This is a genomic window from Ruegeria sp. CDSA221, from assembly GCF_059611825.1.
On the sequence record NZ_JBXWPK010000001.1, the window covers coordinates 118,348 to 137,409 of the forward strand.

19 protein-coding genes and 1 pseudogene are annotated in these 19,062 nt (G+C 55.6%); 10 read left to right on the top strand and 10 right to left on the bottom strand.

Features of this window, described 5'->3' with window-relative positions; all coding sequences use genetic code 11:
- Positions 1 to 16: 16 nt before the first annotated feature.
- Genes AC2FJ5_RS00575 through AC2FJ5_RS00605 form a run of 7 tightly spaced genes read right to left on the bottom strand, consistent with a single transcriptional unit; the run spans position 17 to position 7,642 of the window.
- On the bottom strand, positions 17 to 1,315 hold the full coding sequence (locus tag AC2FJ5_RS00575; protein ID WP_496792022.1) for an amidase: 1,299 nt from the start codon (positions 1,313 to 1,315) through the stop codon (positions 17 to 19).
- Entirely contained in the window at positions 1,312 to 2,502 is a 1,191-nt protein-coding gene (locus AC2FJ5_RS00580; protein ID WP_496792024.1) for a YlbE family protein, read from the bottom strand. The genes AC2FJ5_RS00575 and AC2FJ5_RS00580 overlap by 4 nt, the downstream gene beginning before the upstream one ends.
- Positions 2,502 to 3,128: a hypothetical protein gene (locus AC2FJ5_RS00585; protein WP_496792025.1), complete on the bottom strand. Its 627-nt coding sequence runs from the start codon at positions 3,126 to 3,128 to the stop codon at positions 2,502 to 2,504. Before AC2FJ5_RS00585 ends, AC2FJ5_RS00580 begins: the two co-directional genes overlap by 1 nt.
- Positions 3,128 to 3,760: a hypothetical protein gene (locus AC2FJ5_RS00590; protein ID WP_496792027.1), complete on the bottom strand. Its 633-nt coding sequence runs from the start codon at positions 3,758 to 3,760 to the stop codon at positions 3,128 to 3,130. Before AC2FJ5_RS00590 ends, AC2FJ5_RS00585 begins: the two co-directional genes overlap by 1 nt.
- Positions 3,757 to 5,127: a Rieske 2Fe-2S domain-containing protein gene (locus tag AC2FJ5_RS00595; protein WP_496792028.1), complete on the bottom strand. Its 1,371-nt coding sequence runs from the start codon at positions 5,125 to 5,127 to the stop codon at positions 3,757 to 3,759. Before AC2FJ5_RS00595 ends, AC2FJ5_RS00590 begins: the two co-directional genes overlap by 4 nt.
- A 31-nt stretch (positions 5,128 to 5,158) precedes the next feature.
- Positions 5,159 to 6,619: an aldehyde dehydrogenase gene (locus AC2FJ5_RS00600; RefSeq protein WP_496792029.1), complete on the bottom strand. Its 1,461-nt coding sequence runs from the start codon at positions 6,617 to 6,619 to the stop codon at positions 5,159 to 5,161.
- Positions 6,620 to 7,642, bottom strand: coding sequence for a succinylglutamate desuccinylase/aspartoacylase family protein (locus tag AC2FJ5_RS00605; RefSeq protein ID WP_496792031.1), 1,023 nt, complete (start codon positions 7,640 to 7,642; stop codon positions 6,620 to 6,622). It lies immediately after the preceding gene.
- Positions 7,643 to 7,773: 131 nt separating this feature from the next.
- On the opposite strand from AC2FJ5_RS00605, the gene AC2FJ5_RS00610 reads away from it, so the two are divergent.
- Genes AC2FJ5_RS00610 through AC2FJ5_RS00620 form a run of 3 tightly spaced genes read left to right on the top strand, consistent with a single transcriptional unit; the run spans position 7,774 to position 9,985 of the window.
- Positions 7,774 to 8,868, top strand: coding sequence for a pyridoxal phosphate-dependent aminotransferase (locus AC2FJ5_RS00610; protein ID WP_496702613.1), 1,095 nt, complete (start codon positions 7,774 to 7,776; stop codon positions 8,866 to 8,868).
- The gene (locus tag AC2FJ5_RS00615) at positions 8,868 to 9,416 is read left to right on the top strand and encodes a decarboxylase (RefSeq protein WP_496702615.1); all 549 of its coding nucleotides are present in this window, start codon (positions 8,868 to 8,870) and stop codon (positions 9,414 to 9,416) included. The genes AC2FJ5_RS00610 and AC2FJ5_RS00615 overlap by 1 nt, the downstream gene beginning before the upstream one ends.
- Positions 9,413 to 9,985 carry a thiamine pyrophosphate-dependent enzyme gene (locus tag AC2FJ5_RS00620; RefSeq protein ID WP_496792032.1) on the top strand — a complete coding sequence of 191 codons (573 nt, stop codon included), beginning with the start codon at positions 9,413 to 9,415 and terminating at the stop codon, positions 9,983 to 9,985. Before AC2FJ5_RS00615 ends, AC2FJ5_RS00620 begins: the two co-directional genes overlap by 4 nt.
- Here AC2FJ5_RS00620 and AC2FJ5_RS00625 read toward each other — a convergent pair.
- Together AC2FJ5_RS00625 and AC2FJ5_RS00630 are read right to left on the bottom strand one after the other, a co-directional pair.
- A complete protein-coding gene (locus AC2FJ5_RS00625; RefSeq protein WP_496691505.1) occupies positions 9,972 to 10,862 on the bottom strand; it encodes a LysR substrate-binding domain-containing protein in 891 nt (296 codons plus the stop codon). The two genes, AC2FJ5_RS00620 and AC2FJ5_RS00625, sit on opposite strands and share 14 nt — an antisense overlap.
- A gap of 141 nt (positions 10,863 to 11,003) precedes the next feature.
- Positions 11,004 to 11,582 carry a helix-turn-helix domain-containing protein gene (locus tag AC2FJ5_RS00630; protein ID WP_496691506.1) on the bottom strand — a complete coding sequence of 193 codons (579 nt, stop codon included), beginning with the start codon at positions 11,580 to 11,582 and terminating at the stop codon, positions 11,004 to 11,006.
- Positions 11,583 to 11,851: 269 nt separating this feature from the next.
- Here AC2FJ5_RS00630 and AC2FJ5_RS00635 point away from each other — a divergent pair.
- Both AC2FJ5_RS00635 and AC2FJ5_RS00640 read left to right on the top strand, forming a co-directional pair.
- A pseudogene (locus tag AC2FJ5_RS00635) lies at positions 11,852 to 11,952 on the top strand (IS6 family transposase); the annotation flags it as partial.
- A gap of 51 nt (positions 11,953 to 12,003) precedes the next feature.
- A complete protein-coding gene (locus AC2FJ5_RS00640; RefSeq protein ID WP_496702425.1) occupies positions 12,004 to 12,198 on the top strand; it encodes a hypothetical protein in 195 nt (64 codons plus the stop codon).
- Between the two features lie 199 nt (positions 12,199 to 12,397).
- Here AC2FJ5_RS00640 and AC2FJ5_RS00645 read toward each other — a convergent pair whose 3' ends face one another.
- The gene (locus tag AC2FJ5_RS00645) at positions 12,398 to 13,399 is read right to left on the bottom strand and encodes a nuclear transport factor 2 family protein (protein ID WP_496792034.1); all 1,002 of its coding nucleotides are present in this window, start codon (positions 13,397 to 13,399) and stop codon (positions 12,398 to 12,400) included.
- 158 nt (positions 13,400 to 13,557) lie between these two features.
- Here AC2FJ5_RS00645 and AC2FJ5_RS00650 point away from each other — a divergent pair, with 158 nt between their 5' ends.
- The 5 genes from AC2FJ5_RS00650 to AC2FJ5_RS00670 all read left to right on the top strand — a co-directional run bounded on the left by AC2FJ5_RS00650 (position 13,558) and on the right by AC2FJ5_RS00670 (position 19,062).
- On the top strand, positions 13,558 to 14,607 hold the full coding sequence (locus AC2FJ5_RS00650) for an ABC transporter ATP-binding protein (protein WP_142639930.1): 1,050 nt from the start codon (positions 13,558 to 13,560) through the stop codon (positions 14,605 to 14,607).
- A gap of 83 nt (positions 14,608 to 14,690) precedes the next feature.
- Positions 14,691 to 15,917, top strand: a complete 1,227-nt coding sequence (locus AC2FJ5_RS00655; RefSeq protein ID WP_496691510.1) for an ABC transporter substrate-binding protein — start codon at positions 14,691 to 14,693, stop codon at positions 15,915 to 15,917.
- Positions 15,918 to 15,982: 65 nt separating this feature from the next.
- Positions 15,983 to 17,011 carry a carbohydrate ABC transporter permease gene (locus tag AC2FJ5_RS00660; RefSeq protein ID WP_496792035.1) on the top strand — a complete coding sequence of 343 codons (1,029 nt, stop codon included), beginning with the start codon at positions 15,983 to 15,985 and terminating at the stop codon, positions 17,009 to 17,011.
- Position 17,012: 1 nt separating this feature from the next.
- Positions 17,013 to 17,894: a carbohydrate ABC transporter permease gene (locus AC2FJ5_RS00665; RefSeq protein WP_281972841.1), complete on the top strand. Its 882-nt coding sequence runs from the start codon at positions 17,013 to 17,015 to the stop codon at positions 17,892 to 17,894.
- Between the two features lie 178 nt (positions 17,895 to 18,072).
- Positions 18,073 to 19,062, top strand: a complete 990-nt coding sequence (locus tag AC2FJ5_RS00670; protein ID WP_496792036.1) for a nuclear transport factor 2 family protein — start codon at positions 18,073 to 18,075, stop codon at positions 19,060 to 19,062.

Below are 19,062 nucleotides of genomic sequence, written 5' to 3' on the forward strand. Positions count from 1 at the left end.
ATCCGGAGAGCGGGATTTATGCTGCTCGGCAGGATACCTGCAGAATCCCGTGCACCCATTGGGCGATGTCCAGCAATCGCTTATCTGCTCCGTACGGGCCGATCAGTTGTATACCTAGCGGTAGACCAGAGTGATCCGTACCAAAAGGCAGGGCGATTGAGGGCACCTGAAGCAGAGTCCACATCCGCGAGAACACCGGGTCACCTGTCGCGCCAAGCCCTGCCGGTGCCGGACCAGGAGCTGAGGGAACCAACAACGCATCCACGTCGCGGAACATTTGATCCAGCATGGTTAATGCACGGTTACGGGTCTCAACCGCAGTAAGATATTCGTCTTCCGTAACCAGCAGCCCATCGGCTATTAAATCGTGGAATTGCCGGCTGATACCGGGGACGCCAATTTGGTACTCTGTTTTGCGAAGGCGGGCTGCCTCGTACCCCATGACGGTTATTTGCGCCTGTGTAAGCCGGGAAAATATCGGCGGGTGCGTGATTTCACCGGATTCCGCACCGGTCGCGGCAATGGCTGCCAGCGCACGGGTGCAGGTGTCGCGCATCTCTATCGATCCGTCGGCCCAATGGGGACCACGCATCAGGCTGACCCGGGGCAACGCAACGTCGTATTCAGGTGGCGGTGTCAGTTTTGCTCCACGCAAAACGGCATCTGCCAACGCCAGATCACGCGGATCTCTTGCCAGAACTCCCAGCGTGTCAAGGCTGCCTGACAAGCCCATAACCCCGCTCAGATCATAGTTACCGGTTGTTGGTTTGAGGCCGCAGATACCGCAATAAGCGGCCGGCCGGATCAAAGAGGCAGCTGTCTGCGAGCCAAATGCGAGCGGTGCCATGAAGTCGGCGACCGCAGCGGCAGACCCGGAGGAAGAGCCGCCGGGGGTATGTCCAGGACTTGCCGGATTTGCAGTATTGCCCGGTCGAAAATAGGCAAACTCGGTTGTGACCGTCTTGCCAACTGGGATCGCCCCTGCGTTCAGAAAAGCCTGGACGCATGTCGCGTTTTTGTCTGGTTGTCGATCGGAATAAAGATCGCTGCCCCAACCTGTTGGCAAGGCTTCTGTGTCGATAATGTCTTTGATAACAAAAGGTACGCCATGGAGCGGCCCACCGATTGGAAGTGTATCGGCAGCGTGAGCAAGCTCCATGGCGTGATCCGCATCGAGGTACTGAAACGCCCCGATCGCAGGCTCCCGTTGCGAAATTCGGTCCAGATGTGCTGCCATCACCTGAGACGGTTTGACTTCACCCTTGCGGATCAACCGGGCCAATTCATGCGCGCTGAACCTGTTTAACTCCGTCATTTCTCCAACATTTCCATGGCCACAGCGAAGGGGGTGACCGGCATGTCATAAATACCCCCTCCCAGCCGGCCAGCTTCGCCAAGCTTGTCGAGGATACCCAGACCAATTACCGGCCCCGACCCTTCGGCCACCGCGCCACGTGCCGTGCTGCCTAGTTGAATATCTAGTGTTCGAAAATAAGGATGTGTCCCTACGGATAGGCCGGAACTGCGTGCTTGAGCGTTGTCGGGGAGAAAGGCACCCAGACCCTTTTTCTGATCTGGGCTCAATTCGATGGCCATGGCGCCGAGTCCGAAAGCCTCAATTACGGCGCTGTCACCGATTGCTCCTAATGCCCTGTCCTGGGGCACATCGACTTCGAATTTCCCTTTTGGTGGATCGGCTTGAATTGTAAACCATTGGCCGGGCAAGCCCGAAATCTGGATGCCAACCTCGTGCCCGTTGCCACCGGCAGCAGTGACAAAACTTGAACCTTCGACACCTTCGGCCAACTTCATCATGCATTTTGTGGCTGCCATCCAAAGATTGAGGAACAGCGACGGCGAGCTAGCCATGAAGGCCAGCGCTTCTTCGTCTTTGATCCCGCCAATGGTACGATCTTTCAGTTCGGCGACAAGCGCGTCTGTTGCAACGGGTGTTCGTCCATGGCAGTCGTCCCCCCCTACCAGGCCAGTCACGGCCAGCGGCACAAGTGCGATACCTTCGGCGAGCCCATTGTCCAACACATCCACAAATCGGGTGTTGAGCCAGCGGATGTGCTCCAACACTGCCATGGATCGTTGACCCAGCCGCATCGCTGGACGGCTGCCCGCATTGATCGGTGTGAACACACGTTGCTGCCCGCGCCAGGCATCATAAATTGTGTGTAGCGGCATGTCTGCCGAGACAACAGCGGCCAGAGGAGTGACAAGATCGTGATCTTGAGCGGGTTTCAACTCGATTTCACCATTTAGGATCATCGCCTCGGCCTGGTCGAAATTCCGAGCAAGCCCCTGCCAGACTGCGGCGACGCAAGCTGAATTAAGGATCGGGGCCGTGATTAGATTGGGATCGGCAAAGGCGGGCCCTGCATGAAGCAGTGTGTTTTCCGCAAGCCCCAACGCGTCGGCGGCCGTGTTGAACCGGTTCCAGACCGGCTGTGTTACCATTGCCCTGTCAAATGCGAGTTGATCCGCAGGATGCAGCATCAAGGATCCTCCGGCGGGGTGATCCATGTCTCCGAGAAATATAGGAACGCGGTGGTCGTTTCGTAGCTGGCCTGTACCCTTGTTCCCAGCTTACCTGGCAGCCATTTGCCATTGACAATAATCTGTGCCGAATGCGCCGGCACGAGTAGCGAAAACATATTCTGTTCGCCCGAGGCAACCTCATGCGGCGACAGTTCCAGCGCCCGTGGCGGTTGGAGCCCCTCCCAGACGAGTTCGACGGTCAGGCTCTCACCTACTATTGTCTCGGTATAACGGTGGCTCATCGGATCGCCGGAGGTTCGCACAGCTTGTGCGCCGATTTCAGGCATGGTGGCAAATGCTGGTGCATCGGCAAATGCAGCCAGTTTGCTGATGAAGTTCTTTTTCAGGAATGTGGTTAGATCTGGATTGTCGCTGAGGATCACATTTGGAGCCTCTGGCGGTCCTTCAACCTGATCAGGTGTCCCATAAAGCAGCAATAACTGACCCTGTCCGACAGGCGACCAGGCAACGCGAAAGAACAAAGCCATCGCTGTGAAATCGCCATTGTCGTCTTTTAGCAGAATGCCCGGGTTTTCACCTGTCCAATCTACGGTGCCCGGTGTGACTGGCTCGGTCAATGGCATCACAGATCCTCCTGTGGCGTTACCCAGGTTTCCGAAAAGGCTAGAAAAGCCGTGCTCATGGTTCGGCCAAAGAACTGCCGATCGGCAACGATGCCAGGCAGGGGCGTACCGTTGATCACGACCTGTGCGGATTTTGCTTCCAGAAACACCGAATACATTTCATGCTCTTTGGTGGCCGAGTTTTCCTTGGTCACTTCGACCGGCAAAGGTGCACCCATGTCGTGCCAGATCATTTCGACCGTGACGCCTGATCCACGTAATGTTTCTGAGTAACGTGCCTTCAAATTGCCAGGACGCTTTTCGACACTGTCGCAGTCGAGCCAGGTCATCGCCTCTAGACCCGCTTTGCCGACGAAGGTCGGCATTTTGGTCACCCAGCCATCCACGATCCAACGCATCAAACGCTGGTTGTCGGTCATGATCAGATTTGGAAAATGTGGCCAACCTTGCGCCCGATCCGGTGCACCTAAGATGACTGCCGCGTGACCGCGACCATAAGGCGAGAGCACAACGCGGAAAAACAGTGCCAGAGTATCATACTGTTCCTGATCAGCGTTCTGCTTGAGGTAAATGCCTGGGTTTTCACCTGACCAGTCAACCCGGCCAGGGTTGTGAGGGATACGCGTGGTCATGACCAACTTGCCTCGTATGTTTTTAGTGCCTCAATGATGAAGGCTTTGCGATCATCGCCCTGCAAGTGATCGCCGGACATGTAAATCTCGGCCACCTGATGCGAGATCTCCTTGAGAACTGCACCATCGTCGCGCCCCTCCTGCACGGGAATTCTCAGCATCGTATCACCGGCGTAGGTTGGGATGATCTGTCCGGAGAAATTGTCAGACGGTTGTGCCGGACGTTCTCCGTTTTGCAGCGCGCGGATGGCATTTCGCAGCAGCCGGCGCGCCTTGGCCACCCCCCGGTCGGAAAAGCTGAGATTTTCGCGCGAATGGATATTTTTGGGTCCCTGACTGACCCAGGCATCATAGTCGCCAGGGTCACGTTGCCGCATTTCATATGGGCGATCGGGATCCTGCCCATAGAAGTCGGTCTTGCCAAAGCCCACTTTGCTTTTGTCAGTCAGGCCCTTCGGGTCATCGTTGGCATCAGCGTTGCGGAAATGACGCCAGGCAATGACCATGGTGTTCGTGTCGTCAATGGGTGTGATCCAGCGCGACAACCCGCAACGCCCAAAATAGCGCGGCCCGTTTGGCACCGGGAAATGTCCACCGTTCTGGGTAAATGACGGCAGCATATGATCATGGATACGGATCCAGACGATGTCATCTACACGCCGCACATTGGTGTAAAAATCACCAGTGACACTGGCATGAAACTCAATCATCGGCATTTCGGCGAAGGCGTCGATGAATTGGCTGCGCACGGCCAGCGTATGAAGATAGACCACATGAAACGGATCCCAGGCGTTCTCCATGACCTGAAGCCAGTTGCAAGGGGATTTGATCAGGTAGGGCACCAGCTCGTCACCCTCATCATCGAAAGTGTCCATTACAGGGAAAGGAGGTTGGGCTTCGGGTGGACCCATATAGGCAAAGGCGAGCCCTTTGTATTCGATCACAGGATACGCCCCCAAACAGGCCTTTTTCTTGACCTGTGATGCGGGCGGTTCGCAGGGGGTCTCCAGAATGGTGCCGTCAAGCCCGTATTTCCAACCGTGATAAGAGCAGCGAATGCCGCCTTCCTCCACGATCCCGAACTCTAGGCTCATGTTGCGGTGGCAGCAATGCAAGTGAGTCAGTCCCAGCTTGCCTTCTTTCTTCTCGCGAAACAGTACAAGGTCTTCGCCCAGAATGCGTAAACGATAGGGCAGATCACCAACCTGATCTGTCATTGCCACCGGCATCCAGAACCGGCGCAGATATTCACCGCATGGCGTGCCTGGGCCAACCTCAGTCAGCTCCGGGTCAGGTTTCTGAGCCCAAACTGACTGCTTGTCATGGCCTCTAAAATCGCCTTTGGGGGCGTCGAAATGGTCATTCATGGCGTCCTCCGTACGTATTGGTGCTGACAGATCAGGGAAACGGATCCGGGACCGGCGCTGCGCCGGTCCAGACGGATTTGATCTGACAGAAATCCTTGATCGCGTCCGGGCCAAGTTCTCGCCCATATCCGGACTGCTTGACCCCGCCAATAGGGCTGGCGGGATCGACGCTACGATAGTGATTGATGTAAACGGTGCCTGCTACGATAGCTTCGGCCACTCGCTCGCCTTTGGCGGGATCGGTGGTCCAGACACCGGCGGCCAACCCATAGTCGCTATCGTTGGACAGCGCGATGGCCTCGGCTTCTGTATCAAATGAGGTAACCGCCAGCACCGGCCCGAACACCTCTTCGCGCCAGAGCTGCATGTCGGGCGTCACATTGTCGAAAATGGTTGGGCCAACAAAAAATCCGTCTCGCCCAGCGGCAGTTTCAAGCCCGTCCAACAGGCAAACAGCCCCATCCGCCTTTGCCCGTGCAATCATTTCGGTCACTTTGCGCAGGTGCGGTTCATTGGCCAGCGGAGCAATCTGGGTCTCAAGCTCCATCGGATCACCAAGACGAAAGTCGCGCGCCCGTGACACCAGTTTTGCCAACAAGTTTTCTTTCATGCTGGCTTCGACGATTAGACGTGACCCGGCGACACAGGTCTGTCCATTAGACAGAAAAATACCAGAGAGAATGCCGTTGACGGTGTTGTCCAGATCACAGTCTGCAAACACAACCTGCGGTGATTTTCCTCCTAACTCCAGCACTGTCGGGACCACACCCGCCGCGGCTGCTTCGGCGACTTTACATCCTCCGAGATCTGACCCGGTAAAGGTCACCTTGCGGGTCAATGGATGGCGAACGAGCGACTCGCCAACTTCATAGCCGAGCCCAGTCACTACATTAAGGACGCCAGGCGGTAACCCAGCCTCATGTACAAGCCGGGCAAATTCCAGCGTTGAGGCCGACGCCATTTCCGATGGTTTGACAACAACCGTGTTGCCCGCCGCCAGTGCCGGAGCCAGCTTCCACGCAAGGATCATCAAAGGAGAATTCCAAGGTGTTATCGCCACAACCACGCCATATGGGATGTAGTGGCCTACGCTGCTCACACCGAGGACTGTATTTGCCTGTTGTTCGGGCTGCATTTTGCGAGCTTGTGCTGCGAAATGCCGAAACCAGCTATGCAATCCGGCAAATTGCCCCCGTACTTCGGAGATCCGCTTGCCATTGTCGCGGATCTCGGGCTCGACCAGTTCCTGCCAGCGGGTCTCCAAAGTATCGGCAAGCTGATCAATAACATAGGCCCTGTCATTTGGGCTGGTGTTGGCCCATGGGCCTTCCCGAAAGGCGCGGTCGGCATTTCGTATGGCTTGATCGGCTGTTTCAGCGCCACATCGTGCGATCTTGCTCCATTCAGTGCCGGTGGCCGGGTTAACACTCGGAAGTGTTTCAGCGGCCCAGGGTAGAAATGACCCGTTGATGAATGGCGTATAGGTCCGCATCTATGGCCCCTCGGGCAGAGGTTGCGCCACCAAGGTCAGCAAATCGCCCCGGCGCACCACACCGCGATTGCCATGGGCAAGAACAAGACCCGAAGCTGGAAACCTCAGATCCAACGGTGCGCGATCCGGTTCGGCCGGAAAAAAGAGCGTGCCAGCAGATGCTCCGGCCTCGACATATTGTCCGGCGGAGCAGCGTCGATCAAACAGGCCATCGGCAGGGGCGTAGAGACTGTGCGTTGGGTCCGCGATTTCTACGCAGTGCGTCGGGACAGATTCCGAGGATCTGCTGGGTAGAACACCCAGATGACGCAGGCAACGCATCAGGCCAGCCTCAGCAAGATCGGTCACATCAGGGTCGACACCGCCGCCACCGCTCAGTTCCGCCGCGATCATAGGGATCTTGGCCCGAGCCGCGGCGGAGTTAACAGATCGGTTGTCGTTGTTCGCACCGAGTACCCAGATCAACGGCAACCCAAAGGCCCGAGCCAATTCCATATTGGCTGCAGTGAGCTGCGCATCGTCTGTGCGTGCAGCCAACGCGCAGGGTTCGAACACTGATGCCTTGCCTCCGGAATGCAGATCAATCACGGCATCTGCCCGCGGGATCATTTCAGTTTCAATAAAATGGGCAAGCATGGCGGTTGGGCCGCCGTCTGCATTTCCGGGGAATGCGCGGTTCAGGTTTTGACCATCTAGCGGCGAAACACGCGAAGAGGCGTGAACCGCCGGCGCGTTCAGAGCTGGGATCAGGATGACCTGTCCGGTCAACTTTAACGGATCAAGTTGCGCTGCAAGCCGAAGGATAGCTGCTGGACCTTCGAATTCATCACCATGAGTTCCCCCAAGCATCAACACGACAGGCCCCGGCTGTCCGCGGATGCTGATGACCGGAACGGGGTAATACCCAAGGGGCACAGCATTGTCGGACCATTTCAACAACAGATCACCGGTATTCCGTCCCGGTAAGTCCAGATCCGTTGTGAGATGAAGCCTGCTGTTAGAGGTCGCGTGGGGATCAGTCATGTGAGTCCTTAGGGTGGCATTCTGCACATCAATATCATAACATTAAAGAAAGTGAATTGCTAAAAATGACTAGTTATGTGATATGAAGGAAAATCACAACCCACCCCGCCTATTGGTGCAGGAGGACATGAATGACCGTTGCCCTCGCGAAAGCGGGAATTGACAAGATCAAACCCCATATGGTGAGCGAGGCGGCCGATATCGCGCCGCCCTCCGCAGTCCTGCTCAATTCAAACGAAAGTGCGTTTGGTCCCAGTCCGATTGCCCGAGACGCGGCACGGGCTGCCGCCAGCTCGATTGAACGTTATCTGGAAAATCCGGATCACATTCTTGCCCCGGCAATCGCGAGCCATTTCGGACTGGATGCGGCGCGCATCACAACAGGGCAGGGGTCCGACGACTTGCTGGCGCGGCTGGCGCGGGCATATCTTGGACCCGGTACCGAATTGATCCGCAGTGCAAACGGCTATCTGAAGGTCCCGAACTACGCCTATGCCAACGATGCCGAGGTTGTGTCGGTTGCAGATGATCATTTCAAACCATCCGCTGACCGTATGATCAATGCGTTGACCGATCGGACGCGGGTGGTTTATCTGGCCAACCCCGAAAACCCGGCAGGTACTTACCTGAGCGGAACTGAAGTTCGCCGCCTGCATGCTGCACTGCCGGACAACGTCTTGTTGATCATCGATGCAGCTTATGAAGAATACGTCGACGCGCCGGATTATGAACCCGCCCATATTTTGGTCGAACAGGCGGAAAATGTCGTCATCTGCAGGACGTTCTCCAAGATTTACGGATTGGCCGGCGCGCGCGTGGGTTGGATGTACGGGCCCGATGACATCATCGATGCTGTTCGTCGGGTCGGTTTGACTTTTCCAGTGGCGTCGTCCTCTGCTGCAGCTGCGATTGCGGCATTGGAAGATGAGGCGCACACACGCTATGTCCACGATGCGAACCGTAGGGGCCGGGACTGGATCAGCGCCGAGATGCAGGCACTTGGGTTGGGCGTAATACCCAGTCAGGCAAATTTTGTTCTGGTTCATTTTCCCGATATGCAAAAATCCGCAGAAGCGGCCACAAGCGCGCTTTTGCAGCAAGGGGTCGCGGTGCGGCGGTTCGCCTCGTCCGCATACGGGGACTATTTGCGCATAACTGTCGGACATATGCGCGATCTGAGGATTGCGCGGGACGGTATTGCAAGATTTCTGGGCGGAGGCGCGTGATGGTCGCTTCGTCTAGGGTGGCGGCGGATGTGCCAAAGGTGGCGCATCCTTCTGGTGCAGCAATTCTGGCACAAATTAAGGCGGCGCATGTGCGTGAAATTGTGGCCCTGCCTGATATTGTTACCAGTGATGGGTTGCTATGGCCAATTTCTCGGGATCCGGAATTTCGGCTGACCCGCATCTGCAAGGAAGATGAAGGTGTCAGTATCTGTGGGGCTATGTCCTATAACGGAACCCGTGCGCTTTTGATGATGCAGCAAACAGGATTGATGGATTCTCTCAATGCAATCCGGGCTATCGGGGTGGATTACGAACTACCGGTCGTGATGATGGTGGGTCTGCAAGGGAAAGAGCCGCATATACACCCAGATTACTCGGCCTCTTACGGGGTCAGGATCGTCCGTCCGGTCCTGGATGCAATGGAACTGTCGCATTCGCTGATCGAAGAGCCCGGAGATGAGGCGCATATCTGCCAAGCCGTTGAGGCCGCCTATACATCGTCAAAACCTCATATTTTCCTGATCGGGCGCCCCCCGGAGACACCATGACAATGCACCGAGATGCGGCGCTCGAGGCGCTGATCCCTCATGTTCGCGACGACGATATTGTGGTCGCAGTCTATCAAAGCTGTTTCGACTGGCTGGCGCTGAACCCACGTGAACTGAACTATGTCGCAGTCGGGGCGATGGGGCAGGCCTCATCTCACGGATTGGGGCTGGCATTGGCCAATCCAGATCGGCGCGTGATTGTTCTGGATGGTGATGGCAGTCTGTTGATGAACCTCGGGGCATTGGTCACAATTGCCAGTGCCGGGGCAAGAAACCTGTATCACTTTCTATCTTTCAACAGGGTGTACGAAGTGAACGGAGCGCATCCTCTGCCTGGGGCGGACATGGTTGATTTCGCTGCTATGGCCTGGGCTGCAGGGTACGCGGGTGTGCAACGTTTCATGGATATCGACCGGTTTTCTGAAGCGGCACCACAGGTTTTATCTTTGTCGGGCCCGCAGTTCATTTCGATGGAGGTAAAGGCAGGCGCGTCCTATCCCCGCGACTATGCCTATATCCACAGCGCGCAGGCGCGATCGACTTTTCGGGCGGCTCTCAATCGGCGTTGAGATCTGATTGGACGATGTTCAGAAAAGACTTTCCAACGGCAGACAGGGTCTTGTTCTTTGACCAAAATAGAACAGCCCGGAAGTTCAACGGCGCGGCAAATGGTATAGCCACGCAACCTGGAATGGTCTTGAGGTAGTCCAGACTGGCGCCGACGACAGAAACTCCCAAACCACGTGAAACCAGCCTGCAGATAGAGTCGGTTGTGCGCGTCTCATACTGCATGCGCCGTGCAATCCCTTTTGCTTCGAAAAATTGGTCGATTTCATAGCGAAAGCGAGAGGAAGGCATATAGGAAATAAAACTTTCATCTGCCAGATCCCTCGCCTGGGCAAGAGCATTGTCGGCCAAGGCGTGATCCACCGAAACCACGCAGCACACATCACTGTCTTTGATCACAAGGCTTTCAAATGACGGATTCGCCGGTTGGGTTGTCGTGATGCCAAAGTCATAATTCTGGGACACCATCCATTCGACTGCATCATCGCTGGGGGCGATTTCCATTCGGGCCATCGCATGTGGGCAAGTGGCAGCAAATTTCCCTATCAAGTCCGGCGCGAGCTGCGAAGAAACGCCAGGCGTAATCACAAGATTGAGGCGCGCGTGGCCAAATTTCCCAATAGCTGTGGCAGAATCCTTAATATGTTCCATACCGCTAACGGCTTGGCGCACCTCTTCAACCAGTAATCTGGCCTCGTCTGTGGGTATCAGCACACGGCCGACACGCTGAAAAAGTGGAAACCCAACTTCTTCTTCGAAATCAGAGATCAGCCGGCTGACTGCAGGTTGAGAAATACCCAACATCGCTGCGGCCTCGGTCACAGTCCCGGTCGAGACCACCGTTCGAAACGCGTCAACTTGTCGGAATGTGATGTTCATTTGGCCTCAGTGGTTTTTGCCTTGTCATTTAGGGTGTCAGATTCGACCCATAAGATATGGTTATTCGAAATTCAAAAATCTGGCCAGCATGCGATATCACTTAGTTGGCGCCAAATTGGGTTGTGTATCTGGATTTCCCTGCTATTGCTGACGAGTAGAGACGGCTATGAATTCGATCTTTTGCGAGTGGATTTTACGGAAACCATGTGGAAGCTTGGCATCAAAACTCAACGTATCTCCCGCTGACATATCAAAGTCTTCGCTGCCGCAACGATAGATTGCCTGGCCTTCGATTATGTATATGAAGACATAGCCTTCATGCTGATAGCCGGGCAAATTGTCTGATTGTTCTTTTGAAATACTGATCCGTGCCGACTGGAACGTCCCTTGGGGTGCGCTGTGCTTGCCCAACAGAAGGTAGTTATGCGTGTGCCCCTGAGTGATACGCCGCGCCTGGAGACCATCCCCGGCACGCGCGTGATGCACATCTGCTGCCGCATCTGAGCGTGCAAACAATGCCACCAATGGCACATCAAGGGCATCCGCCAGTGATTGCAGCATCGCAAGCGAAGGTGAGACATTACCATTCTCTATACGACTGATCATCGCAGTGGACACCTGTGCCCGAGTAGCCAGGTCACCCAACTTAAGTTCACGCTCTTGGCGTAACCGTTGCAGTGTCTGACCTATTTCACTTTCAGTGCAGTTTTTCTTTTCCACTATTTTTGCTGCCGATCATGGAATTCAGGATATGGATACAGCGCATCCGGGATGTCAACATCAGTGCCCTAATTCGAAAATGCGTCAAGGCTCGAGTATTCAGAACACTTTTTGGATTCCCGATACCAGCAGATTGTTCAGCTGACTGGTCATTGTATTTGGGGCTTGGTCAGGTTGTTGATCGGAAAATGTTGCAATCTTTTGACCATCGACGCATTCGCAATTAGCGCGTGAATGACTGCTGGTCATATCAAGTCGAAAGCCGGTTCATGATTTCCTTTAAAGGCGCGCAATATCCGAAGGATGTATTACTGTTCTCAGTGTTCTTTCCCTCCGCTACAGTGTTTCCTATCGTGATCATGAAGAAATCTCGACCGTCACTATCATCTGCACAAATCAGCCTGCATTGTTGGCGGACGCGGTGACACGTCAGGTGGAGCAACCCGAACTTCAGCGGTTTGAGATTTCGGCGGCGCAGCTAGCAGCCAACTATAACCAAGCTTTGGAACAGGGGATTGAGGTTGACCCCGACCAATGGGACGCCCTGAACGCCGCCGCTTGGCCCATTCTCGTTCGCTCGGATACGCAATCCCGCTCAGGCGCGGGGCCCATGTGAGGCTTGGGATATGAGCCAGCGCTTGCTCCGTTTGCAAACAAGAAATGCCGCCCCGATTGGGGCGGCGTCGGACCGGAACTCGTTCAGCATGTATTCCAGGTGAATCGGCGCTGGGTCGCCAAAGAACCTTTTGACCCTACGCGCCATGAGCCAGGGGTAGTGCACAGAGCCAAGGTCTGATGTGCGTCAATCCTGCCGGTTATGTTCGCGGTAGCTCGGACATTCTGGCAAGGATGTCCACGCCCTGCTGTTTCCAGAAATGCAAAAGGTCGATGAATATCCAGTTCTCGGCCAGCTTATCCCCGTCTCGCCGATAGATATCTATCACCCGAAATTCACCGGCTTTGTCAGTTGCAGGCATTCCCATGAACCCGCCAGTTGGACGGGCTGTGAAGTTCGGCCAGCCAAAAAAACCGCCATAATGACCCTCTGCCAGGCGGCATATGTGTTTGGTTTTCGACCGGTCAGTGAAACCAGCACGGAAAGGGCCTGCATGCTGTTGGGCGTAGCGTTCGATCGTGTAGGTCGCCCCGATCCCGGATGGCCCCCACCAGATCATGTCTTCGGACCATGTGCGCCGTAGCTCGTCCTCAAGGCTGAGGCCGCTGTTCCATTGGCCCAGATCGGAGATCATAGAGTTGATGGCTGCCAGGGTCCGCTCTCCTTCCGCCTCAGGTTGCGGACCGACCATCAGGCCGTCATGGGTCATGGGCCCCGGCTGCACGAGCTGCGCGGCTGTCTGAGGCGGGAACGGCTGCAATCCGGCCTGCATCATGAAATGAGGTATGTCGAAATACATCGCGGTTTCAGTGATTTTTCCGTTTTCGACCTTGTTGAATTCGCAATAGCGCAGAAATGTCATTTTGCCGTTTGGCGAGATACCTAGCCAATCTTTGTCGAACAGCCCCATGAGATGGCCCATTGATACAACCCAGACCGAGGTGAAACCGTCCATCTCGTTTTCTCCGGCCATGAATATGTCCATGCGGCGCTGCATTCGGGTCAGGCTTTGTTTCAGCGGAAGCCAGAACTGGGTACCTACGTCACTGGGGCCATGCAGTTCGTCAAAGGGATGGAATCCGCGCCACAGATAGTCATCGGCGCAATATTTCGAGATCACGTCAGGGACCGCTGATTCTTCAGCTCGGCTCAGAGCTTCATAAAGATCCAGAACAATATTTTTCTCGGCTTCGTAAGGCATATTCTTTTCTTTCAGTGCTTTACCAGGAATTGAGCACAGGTTTTCAGTATAGTGAAACGTAGATTTGCAAACGCATGCAAAAAAAGCTTGCCTGATGTTCCATCAGATGTCTATGCTCTTGCAAACGTATGCACGAAAAGTGCACATGGGAGGACAGAATGGCCGAAATTCAACTTCGCAGTGTTGGGAAACGTTGGGGATCGTTTGTGGGGGTGGATAATTTCGACCTGACTATTGCCGATAAAGAGTTCCTGGTTCTTCTTGGCCCATCAGGCTGTGGCAAGACGACGACCATGCGCATGATTGCGGGTTTGGAAGACGCCAGCGAGGGCGATATTCTGATAGATGGCGAGCGTGTCAACGACATGGAGCCCAAGGACCGCGATGTCGCCATGGTGTTTCAGTCCTACGCGCTCTATCCGAACATGAATGTTTATGAGAATATCCGGTTCCCGCTGAAGGTGCGCGGCATCGACCCTTCCACGCATGACGAAAAAGTGCGCCGCGCTTCGGCCATGGTCGAACTGGATGACTTTCTGCATCGCAAACCGGCAGAGCTGTCGGGCGGCCAGCGTCAGCGCGTCGCTTTGGCCCGCGCCATTGTTCGCGAGCCAAATGTCTTTCTGATGGACGAACCGCTGTCAAACCTTGACGCCAAGCTGCGTGTTTCGACGCGCGCGCAGATCAAGAACCTCAGCCACGAGCTTGCCGTGACCACGATCTACGTGACTCATGACCAGATCGAAGCGATGACCCTTGCCGATCGTGTGGTGATCATGAAGCAGGGTATCGTGCAGCAGGTTGGCTCTCCGACCGATATTTACGATGCGCCCGCAAACACTTTTGTGGCCAGCTTTATTGGCAACCCTGCAATGAACCTTATCGATGGTCAGGTTCAGGATGGGGTGTTTCGGGCTCAGAATACTGAGGTGCATGGGCTGAATGCGTCGGACGGCCCGATTACGCTGGGCTTTCGCGCCGAGGACGCCAATGTCGTGGAAAGCGGCGGCGAGATTAACGGGCCCATCTACACGCAGGAGCTTTTGGGCGACAGCACGATGGTCTCGGTTCGGATCGGTGGCGCGCTGGTTTCGGTCAAAGCCGACAAAACCTATCGCGCTGAAATCGATGATCAGGTTTCAATCCATATCCACACCGATCACTGCCACTTGTTTGATGCGCAAACCGGAACGCGTTTGGAGCGCTGAACAGAAAATCCAAACCCGCATTGCCGGGTTTAATGCAGGTGCAGACTTCGAAGATGCACCCATCTACCTAGGGAGGAATACAAATGTTTCTGAAGAAAATAGCATTGGCTGGGTCCTTGGCCGCCTTTGCCGCCAGCGCAGGTTATGCCTGTGAAATTAACGGGCGCGTGAATATCGTTGGTAACGAATTTGCGGCCATTCAGGCCGTCGCAACCGGCGCGAAAGAATGCACAGGCGCATCGGTCGATTCAAACCTGACCTCCGAGCACCAGACCATCAACGTGGCTGGTCTGTCCGGAAACCCGTCTGAATACACCAGTGCCATCATCGCCAACAGCTCGATCGTGGCGTTGATGAACGAAGATGTTATTCGGCCGCTCAACGATCTGGTGGAACAGCATGGTCAGGACCTGCAGCCAGGTCAGTTGATCAAGATTGGTGATGACATTATGGCCGTGGCGTTCATGGCGAATGCTCAGCACCTGATGTATCGCAAGGACGTGTTGGAACAGGCCGGTGTCGAAGTGCCAACGACCTATGAAGAATTGCTCGAAGCTGCCAAAGCCATTCGCGAGCAGGGCATCATGCAAAACCCGGTTGGCGGCGCCTATGCGTCGGGTTGGAATCTGGCACAGGAATTCAACAACATTTTTCTTGGCTATGGCGGCAGCCACTTCAAAGCCGGAACAGCCGAGCCCAACGTGAATTCTGAGGCTGGTGTAAATGCGCTGAACATGATGAAGGCTTTGTCGGAATACATGAACCCCGACTTCCTGACCCACGATTCCAATGCCACTAATGCCGAATACCGTGCTGGTAACGTTGCAATCATGAATATGTGGGGTTCACGCGCATCGCAGCAAACCACGACCGAAGGCGTGCTTCAGGAAGTGATCGACGGTCATGCGATCGGCGCACCACTGACAGTCGGCGGCGGGTCGACGCCGGCATCGACCCTGTGGTGGGACGGCTGGACCGTCGGCAAGAACATCTCGGATGAAGAAGCCGAGGCTACGTTCATCGCGATGAAACACGGTATCCGTCCTGACATGCTGAACGATGAAACCACGCCGCTGGCGGTATGGTTGATCGAAGGATACGAGCCTGGTGCGGACGCCGAAGGCGTGTTTGAGGCGGCCAAAATGGGCACACCGCCTTATCCGATGTTGCCTTACATGGGCCTGATGCACAGCGCGCTAGGCAATGAACTTTCAGACTTCATGCAAGGCAAGGAAAGCGCTGAGCAGGCGCTGGCCGATGTCGAAGCCGCATATCGCGCCGCTGCCATCGAACAAGGTTTCCTCCAGTAGGGCCTGACTCGTGCGGGCGTCTGTAAGGGCCGCCCGCACAAACCAATTCACGTGGGGATTGCGACATGCGCCATAAGACCTTCCTGTGGTTCTTCCTGCCCACCGGGCTTGCGATGCTGCTGTTCATCGCGATGCCGATAGTCTCGGTGGTGACCCAATCCATTTTCGCGCCTCATCCAGCCGTTTTGTTAGAGGTCGAAAGCTGCACCCCCCTGATTGGCTGCACGACAGAGACCACGATTGATCAAGAGGCAACAGCCGCCCTTCGCGCCGAGAAACCACTGGGCCGATTTGTCGGATTGGACATTTACCTGGACCGTGGCCACCTGGCGATCCAGGAAATTGGCCAGATCTGGGCTGTGAATGAAACCTGGGGCGGTTTCTTCTCAAAGATCAGTAATTTGCCCTTTTACAGGGCAATGGCTTTTACGCTGACATTCACGTTTGTTGTGACGCCGCTCACAATCATTTTGGGGCTGGTGATCGCGCTGGCAATCAACTCCCTGCACCGAAATCTCAAAGGGCTGCTGATCTTTTTTTCGCTTCTGCCGATGATCGTCACTCCGTTGATTGGCTCGCTTATCCTGTTCTGGATGATTGACAGCCGCGGGGTCATCGGCAACGCCCTAGTATATCTGGCCGGGGATCCGGATTTTAGCCTGAAGGCCTCAACCGGGCTGATGTGGGTGGCGCTGATGGTTTATGGAGTTTGGCACGCCGCTCCATTTGCATTTGTCGTGTTCTATGCGGGGCTGCAAACATTGCCCCAGGATCAAATCGAGGCCGCCCAGATAGACGGGGCAACCCGCTGGCAACAGGTCAAGTTCGTGGTCGTTCCTCATCTCATGCCATTGGTCACATTTGTTGCGTTGATTCAGTTGATGGACAACTTCAAGGTGTTTGAACCGATAATCGGGTTCAGCGCAGGTGCGCACGCACAATCCCTTAGTACATTCATCTTCAACGACTTAGGCGGTGAAACCCGGCAGCTTTCTTCCGCGGCCGCGACCTCTGTGATCACGATAATCGGAGTCGCCATTCTGCTGTCACCCGTGCTTGTCCGCACCTGGCGCGACTTCAAAGGAGCAAGATAATATGGCCAGCCGCGCACAAAGAATGCCTAGAAGTCTCCGGATCGCCTCGTCCTTATTTGTGATCCTATGGTTCGTTCTGGCCGCTTTCCCGTTCCTCTGGACGGTCTGGGGTTCGTTCAAAGTAGAGTTGGATTTCTTTTCGATCGCCGACTGGACCAATGCCATCACCGGAGCACGGACCGAAGCCGTCTATGGCTCGCCCTTCACAACCACAGGGTACGAGGGTGCCTGGATACAGGAAGAATTTTGGCGGAATGTTCTCAACACGGGGATCGTCTGTTTCTTTGTTGTCACCATCTCGCTCACAATCGGAACGCTGGGGGGCTATGCCCTGTCTCGGTCGACCTACAACTATACGTTCTGGCTATTGATTACGGCACTTATCTTCCGGGCTATGCCACCGATTACGTTGGTCTCGGGATATTTGCTGCCTTTCTTCGAATGGAACATCTGGGGGATCCTTCCAACCACGATCATCGTGCTTGTGGCGATCAACCAGCCGTTCACTCTGTGGATGCTGCATTCTTTCTTTAAGAACATCCCAAGCGAGCTGGATGAAAGTGCCAAGGTCGACGGATGCAACCAGTTCCAGGCATTTCGTCGCGTGATCATTCCGGTGATGTGGCCAGGGGTGATCACCACCGGGCTGTTCTCGTTCCTTCTGGCCTATAACGATTTTGCCGTCGGGGCGATGCTGCTGTCCGAAAGCAACCGCACGATGGTGCCTGCCATTGCCGCGTTTCTTGGTACAACGCAGACTGAAGGTAACGTGATGTTCGCGGTTGCGGCTGTGGTTTCAGCCACAGTTCCACTGTTCATTCTGGTCATGTTCTTCCAGCGACAGATTGTGGGCGGTCTGACGGCCGGCGCTGTGAAAGGCTAACTCTGATGGGACGCACTCATCCTCAGTCCGTATCTGCCCATGCGCATACAGCCAGACTGAATGTGGCTGCGCGCAGGACCCGGCGGCCGGGACGAATTCCATTTGCTTTGATGCGCGCGGGACCTTGCGGGGCGCTTCTCCGAACACGCCCTGAACAGACCCCATTGAGACAGAGAAGATGAAAAACCTCGACCGTAAACCCTTTCTGAAATTCACCGAAGCACAACGCCATCCTGGCAACTTCTGGCCGGCATTTGACGCTTTCTTCGCCCCCGGTGCACATGTCAACGTGGTGCATCCCTTCAATGAGGTCGCGGGCGGCCTCGGGCTGCACGATCACGTCATCGCCCCGCTCGCCGCTGCCTTCGACGGGCTTTTTCGGCGCGATGACATCGTCATGGCCGGCGAATTTGACGGGCAGGACTGGATCAGCGCCACCGGCTATTTCGTTGGTCGGTTCTCGCGCGACTGGCTCGGCATCCGGGCCACAGGCGAGCTTGCCAATCTGCGCTTCGGCGAGTTCCACCGGATGCAGGACGGCAAGGCGGTGGAAAGCTATATCTTCCTCGATATTCCAGAGCTGATGCTGGCCGCTGGACAATGGCCGATCCCTGACAGCCCGGGCAAGACCCGCGGCTTCACCGGCATGATTCAGGGCCCTGCCAGCCATGATGGCATCTTGACCACTCCGCAGGATCCTGCGGAGGGTGCCAAGAGCTATCGTATGGTCACAGAAATGCTGGCCGGGCTTGCTACCGAGAACGAGGCTTGGCGCCCCTACTGGCATGACAACATGGTCTGGTACGGCCCCGGCGCCTTCGGTTCTTTCGTCGGGATTGAGAGTTTTGCCAGCTTCCAGGTGCCTTTCGAAGCCACCTTTGAAGGCTGGTCTGGCGGCACTGCGGGCAACGGTATGACGGCGCATTTTACCCGCTATGGCGAAGGTAACTACGTATGCTCGGGCGGTTGGCCCTCGTTAACTGGCGTCCAGGTGAAACCTTTCCTCGGCCAGTCCGCAAGTGGCAAACGCGTCTTCATGCGGGTCTGTGACTGGTGGCGCCGCGAGGACGATCTGCTGGTCGAAAACTGGGTTTTCGTCGATGTCCCGCATGTGCTGTTGCAACTGGGCTATGACCTCTTTGCTGAAATCGCCGAGCAGGCTGCATGA

What these genes read in the sequence shown, in the direction of transcription:
- AC2FJ5_RS00655 (WP_496691510.1), top strand. Translation starts at nt 14,691, where the DNA reads ATGTTTCTGAAGAAAATAGCATTGGCTGGGTCCTTGGCCGCCTTTGCC.
- AC2FJ5_RS00620 (WP_496792032.1), top strand. Translation starts at nt 9,413, where the DNA reads ATGACAATGCACCGAGATGCGGCGCTCGAGGCGCTGATCCCTCATGTT.
- AC2FJ5_RS00580 (WP_496792024.1), bottom strand. Translation starts at nt 2,502, where the DNA reads ATGCTGCATCCTGCGGATCAACTCGCATTTGACAGGGCAATGGTAACA.
- AC2FJ5_RS00615 (WP_496702615.1), top strand. Translation starts at nt 8,868, where the DNA reads ATGGTCGCTTCGTCTAGGGTGGCGGCGGATGTGCCAAAGGTGGCGCAT.
- AC2FJ5_RS00585 (WP_496792025.1), bottom strand. Translation starts at nt 3,128, where the DNA reads ATGCCATTGACCGAGCCAGTCACACCGGGCACCGTAGATTGGACAGGT.
- AC2FJ5_RS00575 (WP_496792022.1), bottom strand. Translation starts at nt 1,315, where the DNA reads ATGACGGAGTTAAACAGGTTCAGCGCGCATGAATTGGCCCGGTTGATC.
- AC2FJ5_RS00600 (WP_496792029.1), bottom strand. Translation starts at nt 6,619, where the DNA reads ATGCGGACCTATACGCCATTCATCAACGGGTCATTTCTACCCTGGGCC.
- AC2FJ5_RS00605 (WP_496792031.1), bottom strand. Translation starts at nt 7,642, where the DNA reads ATGACTGATCCCCACGCGACCTCTAACAGCAGGCTTCATCTCACAACG.
- AC2FJ5_RS00645 (WP_496792034.1), bottom strand. Translation starts at nt 13,399, where the DNA reads ATGCCTTACGAAGCCGAGAAAAATATTGTTCTGGATCTTTATGAAGCT.
- AC2FJ5_RS00610 (WP_496702613.1), top strand. Translation starts at nt 7,774, where the DNA reads ATGACCGTTGCCCTCGCGAAAGCGGGAATTGACAAGATCAAACCCCAT.
- AC2FJ5_RS00625 (WP_496691505.1), bottom strand. Translation starts at nt 10,862, where the DNA reads ATGAACATCACATTCCGACAAGTTGACGCGTTTCGAACGGTGGTCTCG.
- AC2FJ5_RS00665 (WP_281972841.1), top strand. Translation starts at nt 17,013, where the DNA reads ATGGCCAGCCGCGCACAAAGAATGCCTAGAAGTCTCCGGATCGCCTCG.
- AC2FJ5_RS00595 (WP_496792028.1), bottom strand. Translation starts at nt 5,127, where the DNA reads ATGAATGACCATTTCGACGCCCCCAAAGGCGATTTTAGAGGCCATGAC.
- AC2FJ5_RS00660 (WP_496792035.1), top strand. Translation starts at nt 15,983, where the DNA reads ATGCGCCATAAGACCTTCCTGTGGTTCTTCCTGCCCACCGGGCTTGCG.
- AC2FJ5_RS00590 (WP_496792027.1), bottom strand. Translation starts at nt 3,760, where the DNA reads ATGACCACGCGTATCCCTCACAACCCTGGCCGGGTTGACTGGTCAGGT.
- AC2FJ5_RS00670 (WP_496792036.1), top strand. Translation starts at nt 18,073, where the DNA reads ATGAAAAACCTCGACCGTAAACCCTTTCTGAAATTCACCGAAGCACAA.
- AC2FJ5_RS00650 (WP_142639930.1), top strand. Translation starts at nt 13,558, where the DNA reads ATGGCCGAAATTCAACTTCGCAGTGTTGGGAAACGTTGGGGATCGTTT.